The organism is Corynebacterium sp. HMSC068G04 (genome assembly GCF_001814885.1).
Lineage (GTDB): Bacteria > Actinomycetota > Actinomycetes > Mycobacteriales > Mycobacteriaceae > Corynebacterium > Corynebacterium hiratae.
Genome location: NZ_KV818291.1, coordinates 76,300 through 98,532, shown reverse-complemented (window position 1 = coordinate 98,532; position 22,233 = coordinate 76,300). Strand labels below are relative to the sequence as shown.

23 protein-coding genes are annotated in these 22,233 nt (G+C 60.4%); 18 read left to right on the top strand and 5 right to left on the bottom strand.

The genetic code is table 11. The annotated features are described in order from the left end of the window. Window positions 1–42: 42 nt before the first annotated feature. The 5 genes from HMPREF2993_RS00665 to HMPREF2993_RS00645 all read left to right on the top strand — a co-directional run bounded on the left by HMPREF2993_RS00665 (window position 43) and on the right by HMPREF2993_RS00645 (window position 3,782). Entirely contained in the window at window positions 43–621 is a 579-nt protein-coding gene (locus HMPREF2993_RS00665; protein ID WP_046648163.1) for an ATP adenylyltransferase, read from the top strand. Next, window positions 614–1,240 (top strand): phosphatidylinositol phosphate synthase, encoded by a 627-nt coding sequence (gene pgsA / locus HMPREF2993_RS00660; RefSeq protein ID WP_046648162.1) that lies wholly within the window; start codon window positions 614–616, stop codon window positions 1,238–1,240. Before HMPREF2993_RS00665 ends, pgsA begins: the two co-directional genes overlap by 8 nt. Before the next feature lie 63 nt (window positions 1,241–1,303). Continuing rightward, window positions 1,304–2,206, top strand: a complete 903-nt coding sequence (locus HMPREF2993_RS00655) for a phosphatidylinositol mannoside acyltransferase (protein ID WP_046648161.1) — start codon at window positions 1,304–1,306, stop codon at window positions 2,204–2,206. Between the two features lie 16 nt (window positions 2,207–2,222). After that, window positions 2,223–3,323 carry a glycosyltransferase family 4 protein gene (locus tag HMPREF2993_RS00650; protein WP_070700421.1) on the top strand — a complete coding sequence of 367 codons (1,101 nt, stop codon included), beginning with the start codon at window positions 2,223–2,225 and terminating at the stop codon, window positions 3,321–3,323. Then, window positions 3,324–3,782, top strand: coding sequence for a LemA family protein (locus tag HMPREF2993_RS00645; protein ID WP_070700418.1), 459 nt, complete (start codon window positions 3,324–3,326; stop codon window positions 3,780–3,782). Here HMPREF2993_RS00645 and HMPREF2993_RS00640 read toward each other — a convergent pair. Together HMPREF2993_RS00640 and HMPREF2993_RS00635 are read right to left on the bottom strand one after the other, a co-directional pair. After that, window positions 3,767–4,876 (bottom strand): DUF2029 domain-containing protein, encoded by a 1,110-nt coding sequence (locus tag HMPREF2993_RS00640; protein ID WP_246822294.1) that lies wholly within the window; start codon window positions 4,874–4,876, stop codon window positions 3,767–3,769. The genes HMPREF2993_RS00645 and HMPREF2993_RS00640 overlap by 16 nt on opposite strands. 130 nt (window positions 4,877–5,006) lie before the next feature. Then, window positions 5,007–5,489 (bottom strand): DUF3817 domain-containing protein, encoded by a 483-nt coding sequence (locus tag HMPREF2993_RS00635; protein ID WP_070679721.1) that lies wholly within the window; start codon window positions 5,487–5,489, stop codon window positions 5,007–5,009. Between the two features lie 118 nt (window positions 5,490–5,607). Here HMPREF2993_RS00635 and HMPREF2993_RS00630 point away from each other — a divergent pair, with 118 nt between their 5' ends. Next, complete coding sequence (locus tag HMPREF2993_RS00630) at window positions 5,608–6,471, top strand: acyl-CoA thioesterase (protein WP_070700413.1); 864 nt, start codon at window positions 5,608–5,610, stop codon at window positions 6,469–6,471. Between the two features lie 129 nt (window positions 6,472–6,600). Then, window positions 6,601–7,356, top strand: coding sequence for a YebC/PmpR family DNA-binding transcriptional regulator (locus tag HMPREF2993_RS00625; RefSeq protein WP_046648155.1), 756 nt, complete (start codon window positions 6,601–6,603; stop codon window positions 7,354–7,356). A 5-nt stretch (window positions 7,357–7,361) separates the two neighbouring features. Here HMPREF2993_RS00625 and HMPREF2993_RS13945 read toward each other — a convergent pair whose 3' ends face one another. After that, complete coding sequence (locus HMPREF2993_RS13945) at window positions 7,362–7,646, bottom strand: nitroreductase family protein (RefSeq protein ID WP_256380863.1); 285 nt, start codon at window positions 7,644–7,646, stop codon at window positions 7,362–7,364. Beyond that, a complete protein-coding gene (locus HMPREF2993_RS13940; RefSeq protein ID WP_256380862.1) occupies window positions 7,618–8,055 on the bottom strand; it encodes a nitroreductase family protein in 438 nt (145 codons plus the stop codon). The genes HMPREF2993_RS13945 and HMPREF2993_RS13940 overlap by 29 nt, the downstream gene beginning before the upstream one ends. A gap of 140 nt (window positions 8,056–8,195) precedes the next feature. On the opposite strand from HMPREF2993_RS13940, the gene ruvC reads away from it, so the two are divergent. The 11 genes from ruvC (at window position 8,196) to HMPREF2993_RS00565 (ending at window position 21,634) form a co-directional block, all read left to right on the top strand. Further along, window positions 8,196–8,807, top strand: a complete 612-nt coding sequence (ruvC, locus tag HMPREF2993_RS00615; protein ID WP_046648152.1) for a crossover junction endodeoxyribonuclease RuvC — start codon at window positions 8,196–8,198, stop codon at window positions 8,805–8,807. A gap of 39 nt (window positions 8,808–8,846) precedes the next feature. Beyond that, window positions 8,847–9,455: a Holliday junction branch migration protein RuvA gene (gene ruvA, locus HMPREF2993_RS00610; RefSeq protein WP_046648151.1), complete on the top strand. Its 609-nt coding sequence runs from the start codon at window positions 8,847–8,849 to the stop codon at window positions 9,453–9,455. A gap of 15 nt (window positions 9,456–9,470) precedes the next feature. Next, window positions 9,471–10,556, top strand: a complete 1,086-nt coding sequence (gene ruvB, locus HMPREF2993_RS00605; RefSeq protein ID WP_046648150.1) for a Holliday junction branch migration DNA helicase RuvB — start codon at window positions 9,471–9,473, stop codon at window positions 10,554–10,556. Between the two features lie 51 nt (window positions 10,557–10,607). Next, window positions 10,608–10,940: a preprotein translocase subunit YajC gene (gene yajC / locus HMPREF2993_RS00600; protein ID WP_046648149.1), complete on the top strand. Its 333-nt coding sequence runs from the start codon at window positions 10,608–10,610 to the stop codon at window positions 10,938–10,940. 245 nt (window positions 10,941–11,185) lie between these two features. Further along, window positions 11,186–12,982, top strand: coding sequence for a protein translocase subunit SecD (gene secD / locus HMPREF2993_RS00595; RefSeq protein WP_210401532.1), 1,797 nt, complete (start codon window positions 11,186–11,188; stop codon window positions 12,980–12,982). 2 nt (window positions 12,983–12,984) lie between these two features. Then, the gene (gene secF, locus HMPREF2993_RS00590) at window positions 12,985–14,148 is read left to right on the top strand and encodes a protein translocase subunit SecF (protein ID WP_070700407.1); all 1,164 of its coding nucleotides are present in this window, start codon (window positions 12,985–12,987) and stop codon (window positions 14,146–14,148) included. Between the two features lie 3 nt (window positions 14,149–14,151). After that, the gene (locus HMPREF2993_RS00585; protein ID WP_083318663.1) at window positions 14,152–15,762 is read left to right on the top strand and encodes an ABC transporter substrate-binding protein; all 1,611 of its coding nucleotides are present in this window, start codon (window positions 14,152–14,154) and stop codon (window positions 15,760–15,762) included. Next, the gene (locus HMPREF2993_RS00580; protein ID WP_046648146.1) at window positions 15,759–16,313 is read left to right on the top strand and encodes an adenine phosphoribosyltransferase; all 555 of its coding nucleotides are present in this window, start codon (window positions 15,759–15,761) and stop codon (window positions 16,311–16,313) included. The genes HMPREF2993_RS00585 and HMPREF2993_RS00580 overlap by 4 nt, the downstream gene beginning before the upstream one ends. Before the next feature lie 34 nt (window positions 16,314–16,347). Further along, the gene (locus tag HMPREF2993_RS00575) at window positions 16,348–18,645 is read left to right on the top strand and encodes a RelA/SpoT family protein (RefSeq protein WP_049154885.1); all 2,298 of its coding nucleotides are present in this window, start codon (window positions 16,348–16,350) and stop codon (window positions 18,643–18,645) included. Between the two features lie 194 nt (window positions 18,646–18,839). Then, the gene (locus HMPREF2993_RS00570; RefSeq protein ID WP_049154883.1) at window positions 18,840–20,975 is read left to right on the top strand and encodes a bifunctional metallophosphatase/5'-nucleotidase; all 2,136 of its coding nucleotides are present in this window, start codon (window positions 18,840–18,842) and stop codon (window positions 20,973–20,975) included. 101 nt (window positions 20,976–21,076) lie between these two features. Then, window positions 21,077–21,634: a DUF421 domain-containing protein gene (locus tag HMPREF2993_RS00565; protein WP_180963910.1), complete on the top strand. Its 558-nt coding sequence runs from the start codon at window positions 21,077–21,079 to the stop codon at window positions 21,632–21,634. A gap of 302 nt (window positions 21,635–21,936) precedes the next feature. Here HMPREF2993_RS00565 and HMPREF2993_RS00560 read toward each other — a convergent pair whose 3' ends face one another. Continuing rightward, the gene (locus HMPREF2993_RS00560) at window positions 21,937–22,188 is read right to left on the bottom strand and encodes a hypothetical protein (protein WP_046648585.1); all 252 of its coding nucleotides are present in this window, start codon (window positions 22,186–22,188) and stop codon (window positions 21,937–21,939) included. Between the last annotated feature and the right edge of the window lie 45 nt (window positions 22,189–22,233).

Here is a 22,233-nt window from a genome sequence, read left to right as displayed (position 1 = left end):
CATATGCATCTAGGCAGAGGCTAGAAAGGGAGAACATACAGAGTGGGAGAGTACGTCGATACCGGCCTGGGAACGCCCGACCGCTTAGAGCGCCTATGGGCGCCGTACCGCATGAGCTACATCAAGCGTGAGGGCGGCGCCGGCGACGTGCCGAAGAAAGCCCACAATCCGTTCGTGGAGATTCCGCAGATGTCGGACGAGGACGGGCTCATCGTGGCCCGCGGCGAGCTTGTCTACTGTGTGCTCAACCTCTATCCCTATAACGCTGGGCACATGATGGTCATTCCGTACCGTCAAGAATCTGAGCTGGAAAACCTCACCGAGGAGGAATCCCGTGAGCTCTTCCAGTTTGCCCAAGCAGCTATCCGGGTTCTCAAGAAGGTCTCCGGCCCCGATGCCGTCAACGCTGGATTCAATCTGGGGCGCGCCTCCGGTGGATCGGTGGGGCAGCACCTGCACATGCACATTGTTCCGCGCTGGAGCGGGGACTCTAATTTCATGACTATCGTGGACGGCGTCAAAGTGCTGCCGCAGCTCCTCAAGGACACCCGCTCCCTGCTGGCGCAGGGGTGGGCGGAGCTCGCCGCCGAGGGAATCATCTTAGGAGAAGCGCATGCTTAGTGTTCATGGGCGCAAGCCCGCCGCCGTGGTTGTGGTCCCAGTGGCCAAGCTCTTCCTCAAGATGGGCCTGACCCCCAATATCGTCACCATCGTGGGGACGATTGTCACCATTGCTATCTCGGTCATCCTCATCCCGCTCGACCACCTTTTCGCCGCAGCGCTACTCTCGGGGCTTTTCGCAGCCTTCGACATGCTCGACGGCACCATGGCACGCCTGACTACGGGCGGTTCCAACTTCGGAGCTACTCTCGACGCCTCCTGTGACCGCATTACCGACGGCGCATTGTTCGCAGCGATTGCCTTTTGGATGGTGTACGTCGACAATGCTCACCCGCTTAACTTCGCCGCCTGCATGGTGGTGCTCGTGAGCTCCCAGGTCATTTCCTATGTCAAGGCGCGCGGTGAGGCCTCCGGCTTTAAGATGGTCGGCGGACTCGTCGAGCGCCCCGAGCGCCTGATTCTGGGCCTCGGCGGCGTGGGTCTGGAGGGACTGGGGGTTCCTTATGCCCTAGAAGTCTCGCTCTGGCTCCTAGCTGTCGGTTCTGTCTTCACCATTTACCAGCGCATGCGCCAAGCGGCGCGCCAGGACACTAAAGCGCGTTTCAAGAAGGATCTTTAGCCTAAGTAATCGCTCCGCTCAGCCGGCACCCGACCCCGGCCCGCACAGAAAGGCTTCTCAACCGTGGCTCTAGTGGATCGTGAACGCCTGACGGCCGCCGCGTACATCGCGTGTTGGAAAGTTGTACGTTTTCTCCCACAGCCACTGGCTGCCTGGCTGTTTGAGCGCGGCGCGGATCTGGCCAGCGACAATGGCAAGGGCATGGAGCAGCTGCGCCGCAACCTCAGCCGCGTGGTGGGCGCCGAAAACGTGACGCGCGAGCTGGTGCGTGACTCGATGCGTTCCTACATGCGTTACTGGCTCGAGGCCTTTCGCTTGCCTGCCATCCACTCGGACCCCGAGCTGCAGAAACGCCTATTGGCAGGGCTGCGCGGCAAGGAGCACGCGGACGCCTCCGTGGCATCGGGCCGCGGGGTGATCTTCGCCCTTCCACACTCCGGCAATTGGGACATGGCGGGGGTTTTCTGCGTGGGTCATTATGGCGGATTCACCACCGTGGCCGAGCGCCTAAAACCCGAGGCGCTTTTCGACGCTTTTGTGGACTACCGCGAGAGCCTTGGCTTTACCGTCTTGCCGCTGACCGGCGGAAGTTCCTCGCCTTTTCCGCGTTTGAAAGACACCCTGGAGCGTGGTGGCGTGGTGTGTTTGTTGTCCGAGCGTGACCTCACACGCACTGGTGTGCCGGTAGACTTCATGGGCGAAGAAGCCAACGTTGCCGCAGGCCCCGCCCAACTCGCCATCGAGACGGGAGCGGCCCTCCACGTGGTGCACTCATGGTTCGATGGTAAGGAATGGGGCTTGTCCGTCAGCCCCGAGGTGGAAGTTACCACTCTTCACGAGACCTGCCAGCGGCTCGCAGAAGGCTTCGCAGAAAACATCCGAGCGCATCCAGAGGATTGGCACATGCTGCAGCCGCATTGGAACGCCGACGTAGAACGCCGGCGGGCGGCGCGCGCGAAGAAATAGAAAGGCAGAACACATCATGCGGATCGGTATCATCTGCCCCTATTCCTTCGACGAACCTGGCGGCGTTCAGGCCCACATCCTTGACCTAGCTACTGTTTTTATTGAACAGGGCCATTTTGTGGAGGTGCTGGGGCCGGCGTCGGCAAGCACGCAGGTCCCCAGCTTCGTGCGCAAGGGAGGCTGGGCGGTGCCGATCACCTATAACGGATCCGTGGCCCGCCTGTCCATCGGCCCGCACGTGCGCCGCAACATCAAGCGCTTCATCCGCGAGGGCAACTTCGATATCCTCCACATTCACGAACCGAACTCCCCAAGCTATTCCATGGCAGCCTTGGCACTGGCGCGCGGGCCGATCGTGGCGACGTACCATGCATCCGCCTCCAGTTCTCTCGCGCTGACCCTAGCTAAGCCTTTCCTGCGCCCATATCTGGAAAAGGTCCGGGGCGGGATCGCGGTCTCGGAGATGGCGCGGCGCTGGCAGGTGGAGCAGCTTGGCGGTGACCCCGTGCTTATCCCCAATGGCGTGGATACCTCCGTGTATGCCCGCGAGCGGGAGCGAGCTGAGCGTGAGCGACGCGATTCGGAGATTGAAATCGTGTTTTTGGGGCGCCTCGATGAACCGCGCAAGGGGTTGGACATTCTTCTCGAAGCCCTGACGCTTCTCCCAGAGCCCGTCCGCGTGACGGTCATGGGAGGAGGGCACCCGCGAAGCGCCCCAGGGGTTGACTTTGTGGGGCGGGTCAGCGATGCCGAGAAAGCAGCCATCCTCGGACGCGCCGATATCTATGTGGCGCCCAATACAGGCGGCGAAAGTTTCGGCATCGTCCTCGTCGAGGCAATGGCCGCCGGCTGCGCGGTCGTGGCTTCAGATTTGGAGGCCTTCGCCGCGGTGTGCAACGTCGATTCGGACACACCCGCCGGTGCTTTGTTCCGTAACGGTGATGCCGCGGATCTAGCCCGCGTGCTGCACGATGTGGTGAGTGATTCCGACAAGCGACACGCCTTGACCGCAGCGGGAATGGAGAGGGCTCGCGAATACGATTGGGACCATGTGGCCGCAGCCGTAATGCGCGTCTATGAAACGGTAGCGGACGGAACAAAGGTGCGTGTGTCTTAAATGCCGATCGAAGTTGTCATCATCCTTGCTCTGGCGATTGTGCTCGGAATGTGGGCCCTGTACACAGCACAGCGGCTCAACTCCCTCCACATCCGCACCGATGCGGCGTTAGCGCAGTTGGAGTCCACGCTCGACCGCCGTGCGGCGGTCGTGAGCGCGCTGGCGCCGGAGCTCGAGGGCATTGCGGCGAGGGCGGAGTCTTCCGAGCTAGCACAGGGGAATTTCGATGAGCGTGCCACCCGGGAGCGAGAGTTGTCCGCAGCCATCCAGCAGCGCTTTGAATCACGCCCGGCCTTGCTTGCCGACGCGGAAGGGCGCATTCACCTAGCTCACCGCTTCTACAACGAAGCAGTCAGCGATACTCGTGCGTTGCGGTTGCGCCCCGCTGTCAAGCTGCTGCGCTTGGGGGGAACAGCGAAGCTGCCTGAGTTTTTCGAACTAAGTCAGATCGACATGTGAGCTGCTCGCGCTGCGCGATACTCGAGGCGGTGCCAGTAGAGAGCCAGAACAGCCATGACGAGGATGAGCTGGTTGCGCAGTACGAGGGCATACACCGGGTTGGGGTCCTTACCGACATAGAACCAGATGTAGTCATAGCCATAGGGGTAGATGACGGTTCCCAAAGCCGCTGTTCCCACGGCGAGGACGGCCATGATGGTGCGTACCCCTGTGATATCGGCGGCCCTCTGCCGTTGCCCGGCGGGTGACTTGGGGACGGGGGAGCGAAGCGCCACCGCTAGTATCGGCCCGAGCCACACGATGTACTGCGGGGAGAAGACCTTATTCGTTGCGATGAGAAGCAGAATCGCCGCGATGAAAAAGACCACGGTGGAATGTGGGCTCCAGAACCCCCGTAGAAAGTGCACGAATGCTACGCCCACGATCCACACGAGGGCCGCGCCCGTCGCGATGGTGCTGATAGCGAGTGCCGTGTCGACGCCGGGACCGGAGATCTCATAGCTCTTCGAGGCCGCGTATCCCATCGTCCACACATTAGGATGGCGATGCGCCTGGTACACGAACCACGTAGCGGCTAGAGACTCAATCTGGAGACCGCGCTCACCTTGATACGTCAACGGGGATAGAACCCTATCCACGCTGGTCATCGCTGCTACACCGAGGCACAGGGCAAGAAGGCTTCCAAAGAATGCGGCGAGCCGCTGCCAGGTATCGCGGGAGTTTGCTCTCCCGACGAGCCCGGCAGCGAGGACCCCCGGCCACAGCTTCGTGGCGGTGGCCCACGCCAACAAAGCTGAGGCGAGCCGCGGACGGGTAGCCAGAAGCGCGCCCGCACCGGCAACCAGCAAGGCAGGATAGAGATCGAGCCGCCACGCGAAAACGTGGCCCGCCGCGGTGCCAAAGAACACCCAAAACCATCCGGCGCTATATGCCCCGGGGTTGGAACGGTGATGGCGTAGGAGAAGGGCGAGGAAGGCGCCGTCGGCAAGCAGCACCATTGCCGTAAAGCCGATGGCATAGGCCTCGTAGTCGTCGCCGGTAATCCACGCAAGGAGGATGCTGGGCCAGGTACCCACCTGGGGATATTCCGTCATGTCACGGGGGTTATCCCCGTATACGCCCGCGAGGTAGTACCGGACATCCCCGAGCGGACCCGTTTCGTTGACGAGTAGGTAGATAAGGAAAAGGCGCGCCAGCACCCATCCAGCCCAGATAGTCGGGACTTTAGCGATTATCTTCAATGGCGGATTCGACGTCGACGGGTGGGCCCAACATGAGAAGGATGCTAAACACTACGGCAACGACGAGCAGCGCGATAAGCGCGGTGCGGACGGGGTGGCGCACGGCCTGGGCTAAGAGCTTGTCGAAGAAACTCTGCGGCTCCGCGTCATCGCTAAATCGCCACGGACCAGCAACGAGCCCGCGCCGCGAAACCCACAGCGCAAAAGGCAATGCTGCGAAGGGAATCACGGTGACAACCAGGCCCAGGATCCCGATGCCCATTGGCCATCGGTTGTTAATCCACACCAGGGCCGTCATGAGCAAAAAGCACAGGAAGCCAAAGCCGTGGATACCTCCCGCAAGTGGGGTGAGTGCTGCGGTGGTGCCCGAGTACTTGAGGATCATCGAGAGAATCAGCAGTCCCCACGTGACCATTTCCAGGTAAGCGGCTACGCGGTGCACGCTGTGCGGCGTGGTTGAAGTCATGCGGAATATAGTACGCAACCTCCGGGGGTGGATCAGCACGTGAGTAGGATAGTCGGGGTTAGTGTGGCGGGCGCCATATCGCGGCGCACGCTACAACGCACAAGGAAGGGAGCAAGACATGGCAACGGTGGCCCAGGCGGTCGACCTCGAGCGAATCGGCGACGACGAGTTCCGCGGCCCTGTGGTTCCATCGCTCATTACGCGCACCTTTGGCGGGCAAACCATGGCGCAGGCGCTCCGCGCGGCGCAGCTCACCGTTGACGACAAGTTTGCCCACTCCATGCATTGCTACTTCGTGGGGCCGGGCGATTCTGGCGCTCCCACCACCATTCGGGTCGAGCGGATTAGGGATGGCCGCTCTTTTGCGCACCGACACGTACGGGTCTTTCAGGACGATCGCTTGATCTTTATGCTCAGCGCCGGTTTCCAAGCGCCAGGGGACAGTGGCCCTGAGCACCAAGCGGACATGCCGCAGGTGCCGCCACCGGAGAGTATTAAGGACTCGCCCTATTCCACCCGAATCATCTTGAAAGAGTGGGAAGACTGGGATGTGCGGCTTGTCCCGGATGCGGACCGCGACGCGATTGCCGCGGAAACCACCGGTGCCGGGTTTAGGAATATTTGGTTCCGTAACACTGGTGACTTTCTTAGCACTGCCGACCAGTCCCTCCACCAGGCGGCGCTGCTGTATATGTCGGACATGACGCTGATTCGTACAGCATTGCTTCCGCACCAGGGCGAGAGGATTCAGCTAGCCAGCCTGGACCATTCTCTGTGGTTCTTGCGGCCAGTTCGAGTGGATGAGTGGATGATGTATTCGCAGTCCAGCCCCTCAGCACAAACCGGGACGGGGCTAGCAGAGGGCAAGATCTTCAATCAGCGCGGCGAGCTACTGGCCGTGGCGATGCAGGAGGGCCTGACGCGCATCCTGCATCCGGACGCCGAAGGCTCAAGCGCCAACGGGAATTGGCAAAACGTTTAGCCACCGGGGGTCAGCACCACGGCGTGCGAGACGCACGCGCGGACCCCTGTTCCGGTGGATCCAGGACAAGGCCGTATAATTGCAGCAGTTTCTACAAGCTTTTTATATAGCCACATCGAAAGGGATGACATGGCAGGCCACTCTAAATGGGCAACAACGAAGCACAAGAAGGCGGCGAACGATGCCAAGCGTGGCAAGGAATTTGCCAAGCTGATTAAGAATATCGAGGTGGCCGCCCGCACCGGTGGCGGTGATCCCGCCGCAAACCCAACCCTTGATGACATGATTAGGAAGGCCAAGAAGGCCTCTGTTCCTAACGACAACATTGAGCGCGCCCGCAAGCGCGGATCCGGCGAAGAAGCAGGCGGTGCCGATTGGGAAACCGTGATGTACGAGGGGTATGGCCCGAACGGTGTCGCCATGCTCATCGAGTGCTTGACGGATAACCGCAACCGCGCGGCGACGGACGTGCGCACCGCCATGACCAAGAACGGCGGCAACCTCGGCGAGTCCGGCTCCGTGGCATACATGTTCGCCCGCACCGGCTTGGTGTTGGTGGAAAAGGGCGAGCTTAATGAGGACGATGTCCTGCTCGCTGTGTTGGAAGCCGGCGCCGAAGAGGTCAACGACAATGGCGAGAAGTTTGAGATTACCTGTGCGCCGGGTGATATCCCCGCCGTGCGCGAGGCTCTCGTTGCCGCCGATATCGAGGTCGATGACACCGATACCGACTTCCGCGCCTCAGTCGAGGTACCGCTGCAGGCAGATGATGCCCGTAAGATCTTCCGCCTCATCGACGCTCTTGAGGACTCGGACGATGTCCAGAACGTCTACACCAACATGGACCTGAGCGAAGAGGTCCTCGCCCAGCTGGACGAGGACTAACGCGGCTAGTCGAGCTTGAGGTCTTCTATGCCATGAGCAGTTACCGTCTCTGACAGCGGGGCACGGCCCGGGGCTGTGTTGAACACAGGACTGGACTCGTCTGCAATGCCGAAGGTCAGGGCGGTGACAAGCTTGTGCTCCTCGTCCACTCCGAGGAATTCACGGACGGTCGGGGCGAGGAGTGAAATCATGCCTTGCGGGACACCGCGGTAGCCGTGCGCTTGAAGCGAGAGCAAGAAATTCTCCGCATAGGTACCTTGATCAAAGGCAGCGCGGATACGGTCGCCCATTGGGGGAATGAAGAGCAAAGCCGTGTGGGGCGCCGAAGAAGCGAAGGTTCTCACGGACAAATTCCGTGCGCGCTTCCTTATCCTCGCGCGCAATACCGAGGAGACCGTACATCTTGGCTGCTAACGCCTGCGAGCGCTGCGGGTGGACGCCCTGACCGTAGTCAATCGTGAAGTCCGGGTTGATTCCATTCTTATCGAACTCAGCAATGAGAGCCGCGCTCAAGTCCTGCAATGCCGTACCGCCAACCAGGTGCACATTCCAGGGTTGGGTATTGGAGTTGGAGGGGGCGGATTGGGCGTCGATCAGCACCTGTTCTATAACCGCTGCGGGGATGGGGTCCGGAAGGAACGCGCGCGCGGAATGGCGGGAACGAATGAACTCAGAAAAGCTATTAGGATGTTGAGACATGCGCGCCACTCTACGCCCCACAATCTGAGGGAATGTATTCGGCTCGGGGGACTGCCTGCACTAGAACACATGTGTGTACACTGTTTCTAGATAAACGAGTGGTTGTATAGGGTGAGAATAAAAAGGGCGAGGAGGCAGCCGTGAACTTGGAGGGGTTGCGTGTCATGGGTATTGATCCCGGTCTGACGCGTTGTGGCCTGTCTGTTGTCCAAGCCGGACGTGGGCGCGCGGTCATTCCCATCGCCGTGGGCGTCGTCCGTACGCCCAGTGACAAGGATCTGGGAGAGCGCCTTAAGCGGCTGTCAGTCGCGGTCCGGGAATGGATGGATGACTATAAGCCGGATGTCGTGGCGCTCGAGCGCGTATTCGAACGCGGTCAGGTGTCAACCGTGATGCAGACCGCGCACGCAGTCGGGGTCTTGGTGCTTGCAGCCGCAGAGCGCGACATCCCAGTACACATGTACACCCCTTCGGAGGTGAAGAAGGCGGTGTCGGGCAACGGGCGCGCTGATAAGAAGCAGATGACCGCCATGATCACCCGAATTCTGGGGCTCAGCGAGTCGCCTAAGCCAGCGGACGCTGCGGATGCCTTGGCCCTTGCTGTCTGCCACTGCTGGCGTGCGCCGGCCCTGGCATGGATGAGCGGGGGTGATCCGAGTGCTGGCGTGGGGGCTGGGGCACGAACGAGCGGTGTGCGCGGCACCTCACCACGCACCGCGTCCGTTTCTCGGGCAGCGAAGACGACCTCTTAAGCTATGTGGTACATCCACTCGAACCAAGGAACCTGATTAATGATTGCATCTTTGCGCGGAACTGTCCTCGACATCCAGCTTGATCATGCCGTGCTCGAATGCGCCGGCGTGGGATACAAGGTGCTGGCCACCCCAGCCACACTGGGCACGCTCCAGCGTGGTGAGGAAGCCCGAGTCATGACCACGCTCGTGGTGAAAGAAGATTCGATGACGCTGTACGGGTTCACCAGCCAGGATGACCGCGACATGTTTCACGTCCTCCAGACGGTCTCTGGGCTGGGGCCCAAACTGGCTCTAGCCGCGTTGTCCGTGATGAGCGCAGGTGATTTGGCCCAAGCAATTGCGGGGGAGGAGGCTGCACGGCTGCAGAAAATCCCGGGGGTAGGAAAGCGCGTGGCGCAACGCTTGATCCTAGAACTCAAGGAGAAGGTGCAGGCGTTTGCACCCACGGACGGTGCTGATCCTGCGGCCTCCGCCCCTGCGGCTGCCGGCCCCGTGGTGGAGGATGTCGTTGAGGCGCTTATTGGGTTGGGCTTTACAGACAAGATGGCTCGACCGGTGGTGGAATCGGTAGTGGCTGAGCAGCCCGATGCGGCGACGCCGGTGGTGCTGCGAGCAGCCCTCAACCAACTCGGGGCCAAAAAATAGGGGAGAGTGGACGACATGTCAGATGTAGAACGCACTGAGTTTAAGCTGCCGGAGGGGATGGATTTAACCTCGCCTCCGCAGCGTAACCAGGATGTGGACGCCACAGAGCAACAAGGCGAGCACGATATTGAGCGCTCACTGCGCCCGAAATCCCTCGATGAATTCATCGGCCAGCCCAAGGTGCGCGAACAGCTATCGCTCGTGCTCAATGGCGCGAAAAACCGTGGTGTCACCCCGGATCACGTGTTGCTCTCCGGCCCGCCTGGGCTGGGCAAGACCACGATGGCGATGATTATCGCTCAAGAACTGGGAAGTTCCCTGCGCATGACGTCCGGCCCCGCACTGGAGCGGGCCGGAGACTTGGCCGCGATGCTGTCGAATCTCATGGAAGGTGACGTGCTCTTCATCGACGAAATCCACCGCATCGCCCGTCCCGCGGAAGAAATGCTCTACATGGCAATGGAGGATTTCCGCATCGATGTCATCGTGGGCAAAGGCCCTGGGGCGACCTCCATCCCGCTGGAAATCCCACCTTTTACTCTGGTGGGAGCGACGACGCGCGCGGGCATGCTGACTGGTCCGTTGCGTGACCGCTTCGGTTTCACCGCGCAGATGGAGTATTACGATACCGAGGACCTCACCCGAGTGATTACCCGAGCAGCGCGAATCTTGGAGGTTGATATCGACCAGGATGCCGCGGTGGAGATCGGCTCCCGATCGCGCGGGACGCCGCGTATTGCTAACCGGCTGTTGCGTCGTGTGCGCGACTATGCCGAGGTCAACGGAGATGGGCACATTAATGTGGCAGCTGCCCAGGCAGCGCTTCGGGTCTTCGACGTTGATGAACGTGGGCTGGACCGTCTTGACCGCGCGGTGCTCGAGGCCCTCATTAAGGGACACGGCGGTGGACCCGTGGGGGTTAATACGTTGGCTATTGCGGTGGGCGAGGAACCGTCAACCGTCGAGGAGGTCTGCGAACCCTACCTCGTGCGCGCCGGAATGATCTCCCGCACCGGGCGTGGCCGTGTTGCCACGGCAGCGGCCTGGCAGCACCTGGGCCTTGAGGCGCCCGAAGGAACTGTCGGCGGGACACTCTTCTAATCGTCCCGGCAATTGGCCGGGAGGCGGGCAGGTCTGGCACACTGGCCTTTTATGAACGGAACCCAACTTATTCTTCTCCTTGTTCTCGCCGTCCTCGTCATTTTGCCGAGCTTCATGTCCATGCGCGCGCAGCGCAAGCGCCAAGCGCAGATGAAGGAGCTCCAGTCCTCGTTGCGCCCAGGCTTAGACGTGATTACGGCCGGTGGCCTGCACGGCACCGTGGTGGAGGCCCGCGGTGAACAGGTTGATTTGCGAGTCAAGGACGGCACGGTGATGACCTTCGACACCATGGCCATCGTGCGCTCCGCTGAGCCGATTGCTTCCCAGAACGAAGCGGCGGCTGAGCCAGAGGAGGGCGAGGACGAACGCTTTCCGAAGCTCTAAACAAGTTGCACTCGTCACACTGCGGGTGCCTCACCTTAAACCTGTTAAGGATTATGCCGGTCCATGACGTACGATGATGGACTGTGCTTTAGTCATGGTGGCGCCGCGACACTCAGCACGTGCGTCGCAGTGGCTGCCGTGACCCATGATTTTTAGCCCTGTTCCTCACAACACAGGAGATCTTTGTGTCCGCTTCGAAACGTGGTGGCGTTAGCAGCCGTCAACGGCAATGGCCCAGGCGAGCAATGGCGCTCTTTGCGCTCATTGTCATTGTGGTTTACGCCCTTATCTTCTTCACCGGCGATAAATCGCCGACTCCCAAGCTCGGCATTGATTTGCAGGGCGGTACGCGTGTAACCCTCGTTCCGCAGGGCGAAGACCCCACCCAGGACCAGCTGCAGCAGGCACGCAACATCCTGGAGCAGCGTGTCAACGGTATGGGCGTCTCCGGCTCTGAGGTCGTTATCAGCGGCTCTAGCTTGGTCATTACGGTGCCGGGCGAAGACGCTTCCCAGGCACAGGCTGTGGGTCAAACCTCGCAGCTGCTGTTCCGCCCAGTGGGGGAGCAGCCGATGCCGGACTTGGACAAGCTTGAAAAGACCATGACGGATATGGCGAACCGCTGGGTCAAGTTCGGCGTCGTGGCACCGGAGCAGGCGAATGACGCACTGGCCTCTATCCACGACGCGCTTAACCAGAGCGCCGATGCTGCCCAGGGTGAGGATAAGAAGGAAGAAAACAAGGACGCGAAGAAGTCTCCGGCCCCGACCGTGAGCGAAAAGCCGCTTCCGGACCCAGCAAACTCTCTGGAAGAAACCGAACGTCGCGACCAGGTTAACGAGGTTCTTCTCAAGGACCGTCAGTCCGAGGATCCCACCGTTCAAACCGCGGCCCTGGGCCTGATGCGGTGCGATGCCGATTCCGATCCGCTGGCCGGCACGGACGATCCGGCAAAGCCGCTCGTGGCGTGTGACTACTCGAACCAGCAGCCCTATATCCTGATGCCGGCTCCGCTGCTGGATGGCATTGAGGATCCACACGGTACCCGCCTGACCGGTAACGAAATCGATACCCAATCCCCAATTCAGGGCGGTCTCAACGGCCAAACCGGCCAGATGGAGATCAGCTTCGCATTCAAGACTGGCGACGGCCCCAACGGCTCTCAGACGTGGTCCACCCTGACGCAGGAGTACCTGCAGAAGCAGGTGGCCATCACTCTTGACTCCGCCGTTATTTCCGCACCGGTTATCCAGGGTGCGACTCCGGTGGGTTCTGCCACGTCCATCACGGGTGATTTCACGCAGGAAGAAGCCCAGAACTTGGCCAACAACCTCCGCTACGGTGCGCTCCCGTTGTCCTTTACGGGCGCTAACGGCGAGCCGGGCGGAACGGTGGAAACCGTGCCTCCGTCACTGGGTAAGGCAGCTCTTGAGGCAGCGCTTATTGCGGGTATTGTCGGCCTGATTTTGGTCTCCCTGTATTCCATCTACTACTTCCGCGCACTGTCCGCCGTGGCCTTGCTGGTGCTCATCGCCACCTGTGTCCTGCTCTATGGCGCTCTGGTTCTGTTGGGCCGGTGGATTGGCTACTCGCTGGACCTGTCTGGCATGGCGGGCTTGGTCATCGGTATCGGCGCCACGGCTGACTCATTCGTGGTCTACTACGAGCGCATGAAGGATGAGCTCTTGGGCGGCCGCACATTCCGCTCCGCTACCCGCACGGGTTGGGAACGCTCCCGTGCAACGATCGTCACGGGTAAGGCCGTCACCCTGATCGGTTCCGTCGTGGTCTACTTCCTGTCCATCGGTGCAGTCAAGGGATTTGCCTTCACCATGGGACTAACCACGATCTTCGACCTCGTCGTATCCTTCCTGATCATGGCGCCGCTCATGCAGCTCCTCGGCAGCCGCCCGGCCTTCGCTAAACCGTCGATGAATGGCCTTGGTGGCATCTACAACCTTGTGGAGGAGCGTCGCGAACGCGGCTTTTATGCCAAACCGGCCAAGAAACCCGTTGCCACTGCTGCGGATGAGGAGAAGTAAACATGGCTGTCGAAACCACTAACCGCAAGATTTCCCGCTTCGACCGTCTCTACGTGGACGGAAGCGGATTCGACTTCGTGGGCAGGGCTAAAACCTGGTACACCATCGCCGGCGTGCTGCTCATCGCGTCCATTTTGGCCATTGCGCTTCGCGGCTTTAACTTGTCCCTCGACTTTGAGGGCGGTACCAAGCTCAACATGCCGGCAGGGGACCTCACCACCGAGCAGGTGGAGGAAACCTTTACGGATGCCACCGGTGTCACACCGGAGCTGGTGCAGATTGTGGGCGCCGGTTCCTCGGAGACATTGGAAATCACCTCCGAGCGCCTGTCCCAGGATCAGGTGAATCAGGCACGCCAGGCCATCTTTGAAGAGTTCCAAGTCAAGGATGAAAACGGCAAGCCCAGCCCGGACGCGATCGGTTCTTCGACGGTCTCGGAATCGTGGGGTGCGTCGATTACCAAGCGAATGGTCATCGCCATGGCGGTCTTCCTGGTGCTCGCCACTATCTACGTGGCGGTTCGCCTGCAGCGTGATATGGCTTTTGCCGCCATCCTCGCCCTTATCTTTGACGGTGTTTTCATCTCGGGTATCTACGCCCTCTTCGGAATTGAGGTTTCACCGGCGGTCATTATCGGCCTGCTGACCGTGCTTACTTTCTCCCTCTACGACTCCGTCATTGTCTTTGACAAGGTCGACGAAAACACGACTGGGCTGGAGGGCCAGCGTAAGAAGACCTATGCCGATCTCACCAACCTAGCCATCAACCAGACCGTGATGCGTTCTATCTCTACCTCGGTCATTTCCGCGCTGCCGATTATCGCCTTGTTCATCGTCGCTGTGTGGCTGATGGGTATCGGTACCCTGCGCGATCTGGCCTTAGTCCAGTTCATCGGCGTTATCGAGGGCGTCTTTTCTTCCATCTTCCTCGCAACGACGCTGCTGGTGACATTGTCGAACCAGCGCAAGAGCGTCAAGAAGCATAACGCTGAGGTCGCCGCTTATCGGGCGGAAGGCGGGGACGCAGACGACGCCGACGATGATTCTCCGAAGCCCGCGCGCACTGTGGTATCCCCGGCAGCAGTTTCCCCATCCACGGCCTCCGAGCCAGCAACGAAGCCGCGCGGCGAGGAGTCCGGTGGCGCGTCCTGGCGCCCTGGGCGCTAAATCGTGCGCGCCTCATTAGTCGCGGCACTGCTCGCTGTTGCTCTTACCGTTTCCGCGTGCGGAGCGAAGGAGGACAAGGCAGGCAAGGATGTCCCGCCGCCGCGCTTCGCAGTGCTGAGCGACGCCCGAATCGCTACCAGCAATGCGGCTTCTGCCTGGGGCGAAGCTGCGGGCGCCGCACAGCTTGCCAGCCGCGTGTTCCCTGCGTTGTACGTGCCAGGCCCAGCTGGGCAAATGGTTCCGAACTCGGATCTGGCAGATGCTGAGTACGTTCCGGCCGAGAGCGAGGGCGTTGGCGCTCGTGTGGACTTCACGCTCACGGAACAGGCACGCTTTGCCGACGGCGAACCGGTGACGTGCGATGACTACCTTTTGGCATATACCGCCGGGCAGTTGAGCGAAACCTTTGGCTCTCACCTCCCGCTGGCGGAAGACATAGCCGAGATGGAGTGTGCACCGCATAGCAAGAAGTTCACCGTCTGGTTTAACCCAGATGCTGGTTCGCGCTGGCGCTACCTGTTTGGGACGGGCACGGTGGTGCCCGCCCACGCGTTAGCTAAGCGAGCAGGGCTTAGCATGGAGGAGCTCAACGCGGCGCTTCACGCCTACGACGTGACGACCTTGCAGCCTGTGGCGGAGGCGTGGCGCGAGGGGTTTTCTACCGAACCAGGCCGTTTCGATCCCGAGCTACAGATTTCCTTTGGTCCTTACAGCATTGATCGCGTCGAGGACGACGGCGCCATCGTACTCACCGCCAACGACAACTACTACGGCGACAAGCCGTCGCTGAAGGAGATCGTCATGCTGCCGAACACGGCGGATGCGGCTGCATTTGTGGCCTCGGACGAGTTGCGCGTGGCCGAGTCACCTACCGCGGCACCGTCGTGGCTGAATCGGGACGCAGAAGGAAAACCGGTCGACGTTAACTCCGTTGCGGGAGGCATGACCGATACTTTGGTTTTCTCCGAAGCCGGCACCTTCGCGCAGCCGTGGGCACGCGCCGCTTTCGCTGCCTGCGTCGATGCACAACGCATGGCAGAAGTTTCCGCAAAGGAATCCGGCGTGGAGGTACCCGCCGTCTCCGTGCGGACAGTGAGCACCAGTGATTCGGTGGCATCACAAATGGCGTCGCTCACCACAGTCCCTGTAGACACCGCCACTGCTTCCGGCCTCGCTGGCTATACGGTCGGCGTCGGATACCTGGCACCTAACCCGCGCTATAAAGCGATGGTGGAGGAGCTACGCGCAGCCTGCGAACCAGCCGGGATTACGGTGGAGGATCGTTCGGGGGATCGTGTATCCCGTGCCCAACTGGACGCCGACCCCTCGACGGGGTTGCCGGAGATCGACGTCTACCTTGGAGCCGTCGACCCGATGCGGGAGTATTCCGCGCCCACTGCCAGTGTGAAGAACGCTGCGGCTTTACGCACACTGGAACAAGAGCTTTGGGAGGAGCTGCCGTCTATTCCCATCGCCGCGCAGCCCCGAACCTTCATCGTTGATCGCGCTGTGACTGGCGTGGTGCCCTACACTGGCCCTGCGGGTATCGGGTGGAATCTCGACCGCTGGGGCTATACCCGAAATGAAGCAACCGAAACAAAGGAAGAGTCGTGAGCGAGATTTACGTCGCAGCAGCACAAGCCCTGAAAGACAAGGTTCGCCTTGTCCCGGATTTCCCGGAGGAAGGAATCCTTTTCGAGGACCTGACTCCGGTGTTGGCCGATGCTGAATCCTTCGCCGCCGTTGTCGATGGCTTGGCTGAGGCCTGCAAGGAGCTCGGTGCTGACATGATCGGCGGCCTCGATGCGCGCGGATTCCTGTTGGGTTCAGCCGTCGCGTACAAGTTGGGGGTAGGTATTTTGGCCATTCGCAAGAAAGGCAAGCTGCCGCCACCGGTGCTGACCCAGGAGTACGAGCTGGAGTACGGTACCGCCGCGCTGGAGATCCCTAACAGCGGCATAGACATCAAGGGCAAGCGCATTGTGCTTGTCGACGACGTCCTCGCCACCGGCGGCACTCTCCACGGCGCTACCTTGCTCCTGGAGTCCGCAGGAGCAGAGGTCGTGGGCAATGTCGTGGTTCTGGAGGTTCAGGGACTGGAGGGCCGCGAGCGCCTGGAAGGTTCTCCGCTGATTGTGCTCAACCAGATGGGGACAAAGGACTAAGGTTGTATGCCTAAGCTACTTCGCGGAGGCAGACATGACGACTGAAAAGCAGGACAAGACTGCATGGCGGCCAGGCGGCGTCCGCGGCATGTCCGCCCGCCTGGCTCGTTCGCTGACGGGCGGCAGAGTAAAGATCAATCCGGCGCTCGACCCGCTGATGTCCATTCACCGGGAGTTTCACCCGAAGGCCGACGCGGAACTACTCAACAACGCCTACACCACGGCACAGCGTCTGCACGAAGGCGTTTTCCGCAAGTCCGGTGAGCCATACATCACGCACCCGCTGGCGGTAGCCACCATCGCCGCGGAGATAGGTATGGATACCACGACCGTCGCAGCAGCGTTGCTGCATGACACGGTGGAGGATACCGACTACTCGCTCGAGGATCTGACTCGTGATTTTGGTCCTGAGGTGGCTCGCCTTGTCGATGGTGTTACGAAGCTCGACAAGGTTGCACTCGGCGCCGCTGCGGAAGCGGAAACGATCCGCAAGATGATTGTGGCAATGGCTACCGATCCGCGCGTGTTGGTTATCAAGGTGTGCGACCGTCTCCACAACATGCGCACGATGCGCTTCCTCCCACCGGAGAAGCAGGCGAAGAAGGCACGCCAGACTCTCGACGTCATCGCGCCGCTGGCTCACCGCCTCGGAATGGCCAGCGTCAAATGGGAACTTGAGGATTTGGCCTTTGCCATCCTGTACCCGAAGAAGTACGACGAAATCGTACGCATGGTGGCCGACCGTGCACCCTCGCGCGATCGAGCGCTCAAAGAAATCAAGGCTCAGGTTAGCCAGGCGCTGAAGGCCAACGGCATCGAGGCCGAGGTGATGGGCCGCCCGAAGCACTACTGGTCGATTTACCAGAAGATGATTGTGCGCGGACGTGACTTCGCTGAGATTTTTGATCTCGTCGGTATTCGCATCCTTGTCGATGACATTAATTCTTGCTACGCGGCGATCGGCGTGGTGCACTCGCTGTACCAGGCTCTTCCGGGGCGCTTCAAGGACTACATTTCTTCGCCGCGCTTCGGCGTGTACCAATCGCTGCATACCACCGTGATTGCGGCCGGTGGCTCCACTCTTGAAGTGCAGGTGCGCACGCACGAGATGCACTACAACGCTGAGTTCGGCGTGGCGGCGCATTGGCGCTACAAGGAAACTAAGGGCAAGAATTCCGGCCACCAGGAAGAAGTCGACCAGATGGCGTGGATGCGCCAGCTGCTGGATTGGCAAAAGGAAGCAGCAGATCCCAACGAGTTCCTCGACTCCTTGCGCTATGACCTGACCGCCAAGCAGATCTTTGCGTTTACCCCGAAGGGCGACGTGGTTAACCTGCCTGCCGGTTCCACCCCCGTTGACTTTGCCTACGCTGTGCACACCGAGGTGGGGCACAGGTGTATCGGCGCCAAGGTTAACGGCAAACTCGTGGCTTTGGAGTCTGAACTCAAGTCCGGCGACAAGGTGGAAATTTTCACCTCTAAAGACCCGAACGCAGGACCGTCGCGGGATTGGCAGGAGTTCCTGGTGTCGCCCCGGGCGAAGACGAAGGTACGGCAGTGGTTTGCCAAAGAACGCCGTGAAGAGCATCTGGAAGCCGGGCGCGATGCCCTGGCCGCTGAGGTGCAGCGCGGCGGCCTGCCCATGCACCGTCTGTTCACCGCCAGCTCCATGAAGCAGGTGGCTGAGCAGCTGCACTATCCCGACGTGGACGCGCTCTACACCGCTATTGGTGCAGGACACGTCTCGGCGCAGCACGTAGCAAACCAGCTCATGGCTCTCTTTGGGGACCAAGACGATGCAGTCGATGCCTTGGCTTCGCGCACCCCGCTGAGCGAGCTGGAGAACTCCCGCGCGCAGCATACGAAGGATTCCGCATCCGGCACCGGCATTCTGGTGGAGGGAAGCCCAGACGTCATGGCCAAGTTGGCGAAGTGCTGCCAGCCCGTGCCAGGAGACGCCATCTTTGGCTTCGTCACTCGCGGCGGTGGCGTGTCGGTCCATCGAGCGGACTGCACCAACGCAGAAAAGCTGAAGTCCGAGCCGGAGCGCATGATGCAGGTGGAGTGGGCCGGTGGGCCGAAGTCTTCCGGCGCTTTCTCCGCGACACTGCAACTTGAGGCTATCGACCGCCAGGGCCTGCTCTTTGAGCTGACTCGTATCTTCAGCGAGCAGAGCCTCAACGTGCTGTCGATGACGTCCAACCGCGGCGATGACCACATTGCGACCGTTCGCTTTACCTTCTCGGTGTCCGATACCAAGCAGCTGGGGCAGCTCATGACGACGCTGCGCAACACCGAGGGAGTCTTCGACGTCTATCGCGTCACCGCCTAGGCGAACTGAAGCCCACGGCTAAACCACCACCCCCTCAACCGGGGGTGTGTGGTTGAACGCTGGGTAGCGCAGGGATGAAAACGGGGAAGACACTAGGTGAACCTGCAGGTGGCAGCGTTAGCGAGCCCTGCGCCACCGTGATGGATGCGTTATAAACACGTGGACAAGATTCCTCTCATCTTCAGGAGTACCACGTGAATTTCCGCCGCTTTGGCCAGCTGTTGGCCGCCACCACCGTTACCGCCGTTGCCGTCTCCGGCGCACCTGCCTTCGCCGCTGAGGCCGACCAGGTGACCATCTCCGTCACCAACTTCACCGACTTCCACGGCCACCTTGAGCTGGCCGAAAACTTTGATAAGGAAACCGAGGAACTGGTTGGTTACTCCGAGATGGGTGCTGCTCGCATGGCTGCGCTCATCAAGGCCGTCAACAAGGACCAGGAGTACGCCTTGACCTCCTCCGGTGATAACGTTGGCGGTTCCGCTTTCGTGTCTGCGATTTCTGAGGACAAGTACACCAACGAGGCCCTCAATGCTATGAATCTCGATGTCACGGCCGTGGGCAACCACGAGTTCGACAAGGGCGATAAGGATCTTATGGGCCGTATCAAGGACCAGTCCAACTTCCCGATCCTGGGCGCCAACGTCACCAAGGATGGCAAGCCCTTGCTCGATGCTTCCTTCGTCAAGGAGGTAGACGGCGTGAAGGTGGGCTTCGTTGGTACCGTCACTGAGAACACCAAGTACAAGGTGTCTGCTGCGTCCATCCCGGGCGTCGAGTTCTCCGACCCGGTCGAGGCCACCAATAAGGAAGCCAGCCGACTGAAGGAATCCGGCGAGGCCGAGGTTGTTGTGGCGCTCATGCACGAGGATGCTCAGCAGTTCGCTGAGGGCTTCAACAAGGATGTGGACATCCTCTTTGGCGGTGATACTCACGTCAAGACCCAGGGCGAGGTTGCCCGTGAGGGCGCATTGCCGCTGTACTGGGCACAGGGCTACGAGTACGGCAAGGTGCTTAACGACGCCGACATCACCTTCGACAAGGCCGAGAAGAAGATCACCAAGATTGATCTCAAGCAGTACGACGTGGCCGACGCAGAGGTCTTCGCCCAGCTGCAGGGCCTCGAAGACGACCCCGAGGTAGCTAAGGTCGTCGAGGAAGCAAAGAAAGTAGCGGAGATTGAGGGTGCCAAGACTGCTGGTACCACCGAGAAGGCCATGTACCGCGGCTCCGATGAGGGCAAGGACACCGGTTCCAACCGCGGTGTGGAGTCCACCCTTAACAACTTCATTGCGGAAGGTCAGCGCTACGCTCTAGCCAAGCCGGCGGGCAAGGACATCGAAATTGGCGTCATGAACGCGGGCGGTGTGCGCGCCGACCTCAAGGAAGGTGACGTTACATACCAGGACATCTTTGCTGTTCAGCCTTTCGGAAACTCCGTGATTACCGCTGAGGTCAGCGGAGCTGACTTCATCACCGCACTGGAAAACCAGTGGAAGCCTGGCCAGTCCCGCCCACGTCTGGCTCTAGGCCTGTCCAACAATGTCACCGTTGTCTACGACCAGAAGGCTGAGCAAGGCAAGCGTGTTAAGTCCGTCACCATTAACGGTGAACCGATTGACCCGAACAAGAATTACAGCATTGCTCTGTCCTCCTTCCTCGCATCCAGCGATACGGAAGCAGGCGGCGATGGCTTCTTCGAGCCCGGTTCCATCAAGAACCGCAATGACGTTGGCCACATGGACACCCAGGCGATGATTGACTACATTGCGTCCGGAGAGTCCAAGGTCCGCACCGGCCAGGGTCAGATCGGTGCTCACATTGAGGGGGACCTGAAGCCGGGCAGCGAGATTACCATTGACCTGTCTTCCCTGAACTACTCCAACGCTGAGGAGCCGCAGGCTAAGAAGGTCACCGTTGCACTGGGTGACGCTAAGGCTGAGGCAGGCATTGATAACGCAGCACAGCCGGGTGATGAGCAGTTTGGCGAGCGTGGCCGCGCAACCGTCAAGCTCACCATCCCGGAGGGCCTAGAGGGCGAGCAGAAGCTGTCCATCACCACGGATGCTGGTACTAAGGCTGTCCTGCCTATCACCCTTGAGGGCGCGGGTAACGACGAGGACCCGAAGGACCCAGAGAACCCGAAGGATCCGAAGGATAACGGCTCCAACAAGGATGTAGCGTCCTCCGTTGGCCTGGGCGTGGGGATCACCGTAGCGATTGCCGCTGCCATTGCCGCTGTGATTGGCGCTATTAACCTGCCGGCAGGCGCGCTACCGGCTCCGGTACAGCAGATGATTGAGCAGTTGCGCAAGCAGTTCAACATCTAGTCAGTCTCGTTCCTAAAGCCCGCACTGAGGTGCGGGCTTTTCGCATGCGGAAGGTATGGTGGGAAGCTGTGGATACACTGAGGCTATTTGGACGCGAGGCAATGTATCAGCTCGGCATCGAGCCTCACCGCATCCCGGTGGTGATGTTCGCAACGCTGGGCATCTACTTGGCTTTCATGCTCTTGGTCAAGCTTTTCGGTAGTCGGGTGCTGACGTCTATCACGGCCTCAGATGCTGTCATCATCATTATGTTTGGTGCGGTTTCGGGACGCGTCATCGTAGGCAACCCGCCCACGCTTGCCGCCGGCATCATCGGACTGTTTACGCTCATGTTGTTGGAGGCCGCTTTCGGCACCTTCAGACAGCTGGTGAGGTGGTCGAGGTTCATTGACCGAAAACCGGTCCTTTTGGTGTACAAGGGGGAACTGCAAGAGGACAACATGCATTTTGCGCACATCACCGAGAGGGATATCAATTCCGCTGTGCGCAAGGCGGGGCTCGGACGGCGTAGCGACGTCCAGCTTATGATTCTGGAACCGACTGGTCAGATTTCGGTCATCCGCCGTGGCCAGCTTGTCGACGCTTCAGTGTTTAAGGATATCCTCGGCGCCGAGCGCATCGAAGAAGTCGAAGAAGACTCGCAAAAGGATAGCGAATAGATTCTCGCCAGCTGTTAGACCTGCTAACCACTGTGAGGGTTGGAGTCCTGAAGGACGTGCCGAGATACCTTTCTCCATTCCACACGAGAGCGCGAGCCTCATGGGGTGGGGACCAGACTGCCCTACGTGACGAAAACATAGCCCGATCCCCGGGGCGGGAGGGAAAACTTTGGCAACTAAGGCAGCACGTCCAGGGCAGCAGTGTCTAGGGCAGTAACGGTCAAACGGGGGATGGCCAGCCCGCAAAACGAAAAATCTCCTCCGGCGCGTTGAACGCGGGAGGAGACTTACGTGCTTGCGGCTTAGTTGCCAGCGAGCTTGTCGCCGAGACGCAATGCGTCATCCATGGCGCCGATGATGGAGGTGATAACCTTGATCCACTCGCGGATCTCCTTCGGGCTGACGTTGCCCTCATCGTCGGAGGAGAGAGCGAAGAAAGCAGCGGAGGAGCTATCGTTCTCGACCGGAGCAGCGGAAGCAACAGCGGTGCCGGAGAAGGTGATGGTCGCAGCGGTAGCAACGGCAACGAGGGACTTACGGGAGAAGAACTTCATGGTGGAGTGTCCTAATCTTTGGAGAGGGTGGAAAGAGAAACCGAA

What these genes read in the sequence shown, in the direction of transcription:
- HMPREF2993_RS00565 (WP_180963910.1), top strand. Translation starts at nt 21,077, where the DNA reads ATGTATCAGCTCGGCATCGAGCCTCACCGCATCCCGGTGGTGATGTTC.
- yajC (WP_046648149.1), top strand. Translation starts at nt 10,608, where the DNA reads ATGAACGGAACCCAACTTATTCTTCTCCTTGTTCTCGCCGTCCTCGTC.
- pgsA (WP_046648162.1), top strand. Translation starts at nt 614, where the DNA reads ATGCTTAGTGTTCATGGGCGCAAGCCCGCCGCCGTGGTTGTGGTCCCA.
- HMPREF2993_RS00560 (WP_046648585.1), bottom strand. Translation starts at nt 22,188, where the DNA reads ATGAAGTTCTTCTCCCGTAAGTCCCTCGTTGCCGTTGCTACCGCTGCG.
- HMPREF2993_RS00575 (WP_049154885.1), top strand. Translation starts at nt 16,348, where the DNA reads ATGACGACTGAAAAGCAGGACAAGACTGCATGGCGGCCAGGCGGCGTC.
- HMPREF2993_RS00635 (WP_070679721.1), bottom strand. Translation starts at nt 5,489, where the DNA reads ATGACTTCAACCACGCCGCACAGCGTGCACCGCGTAGCCGCTTACCTG.
- HMPREF2993_RS00630 (WP_070700413.1), top strand. Translation starts at nt 5,608, where the DNA reads ATGGCAACGGTGGCCCAGGCGGTCGACCTCGAGCGAATCGGCGACGAC.
- HMPREF2993_RS00625 (WP_046648155.1), top strand. Translation starts at nt 6,601, where the DNA reads ATGGCAGGCCACTCTAAATGGGCAACAACGAAGCACAAGAAGGCGGCG.
- HMPREF2993_RS13945 (WP_256380863.1), bottom strand. Translation starts at nt 7,646, where the DNA reads ATGGGCGACCGTATCCGCGCTGCCTTTGATCAAGGTACCTATGCGGAG.
- HMPREF2993_RS00650 (WP_070700421.1), top strand. Translation starts at nt 2,223, where the DNA reads ATGCGGATCGGTATCATCTGCCCCTATTCCTTCGACGAACCTGGCGGC.
- HMPREF2993_RS13940 (WP_256380862.1), bottom strand. Translation starts at nt 8,055, where the DNA reads ATGTCTCAACATCCTAATAGCTTTTCTGAGTTCATTCGTTCCCGCCAT.
- HMPREF2993_RS00645 (WP_070700418.1), top strand. Translation starts at nt 3,324, where the DNA reads ATGCCGATCGAAGTTGTCATCATCCTTGCTCTGGCGATTGTGCTCGGA.
- secF (WP_070700407.1), top strand. Translation starts at nt 12,985, where the DNA reads ATGGCTGTCGAAACCACTAACCGCAAGATTTCCCGCTTCGACCGTCTC.
- ruvB (WP_046648150.1), top strand. Translation starts at nt 9,471, where the DNA reads ATGTCAGATGTAGAACGCACTGAGTTTAAGCTGCCGGAGGGGATGGAT.
- HMPREF2993_RS00640 (WP_246822294.1), bottom strand. Translation starts at nt 4,876, where the DNA reads ATGACGGAATATCCCCAGGTGGGTACCTGGCCCAGCATCCTCCTTGCG.
- ruvA (WP_046648151.1), top strand. Translation starts at nt 8,847, where the DNA reads ATGATTGCATCTTTGCGCGGAACTGTCCTCGACATCCAGCTTGATCAT.
- secD (WP_210401532.1), top strand. Translation starts at nt 11,186, where the DNA reads ATGGCGCTCTTTGCGCTCATTGTCATTGTGGTTTACGCCCTTATCTTC.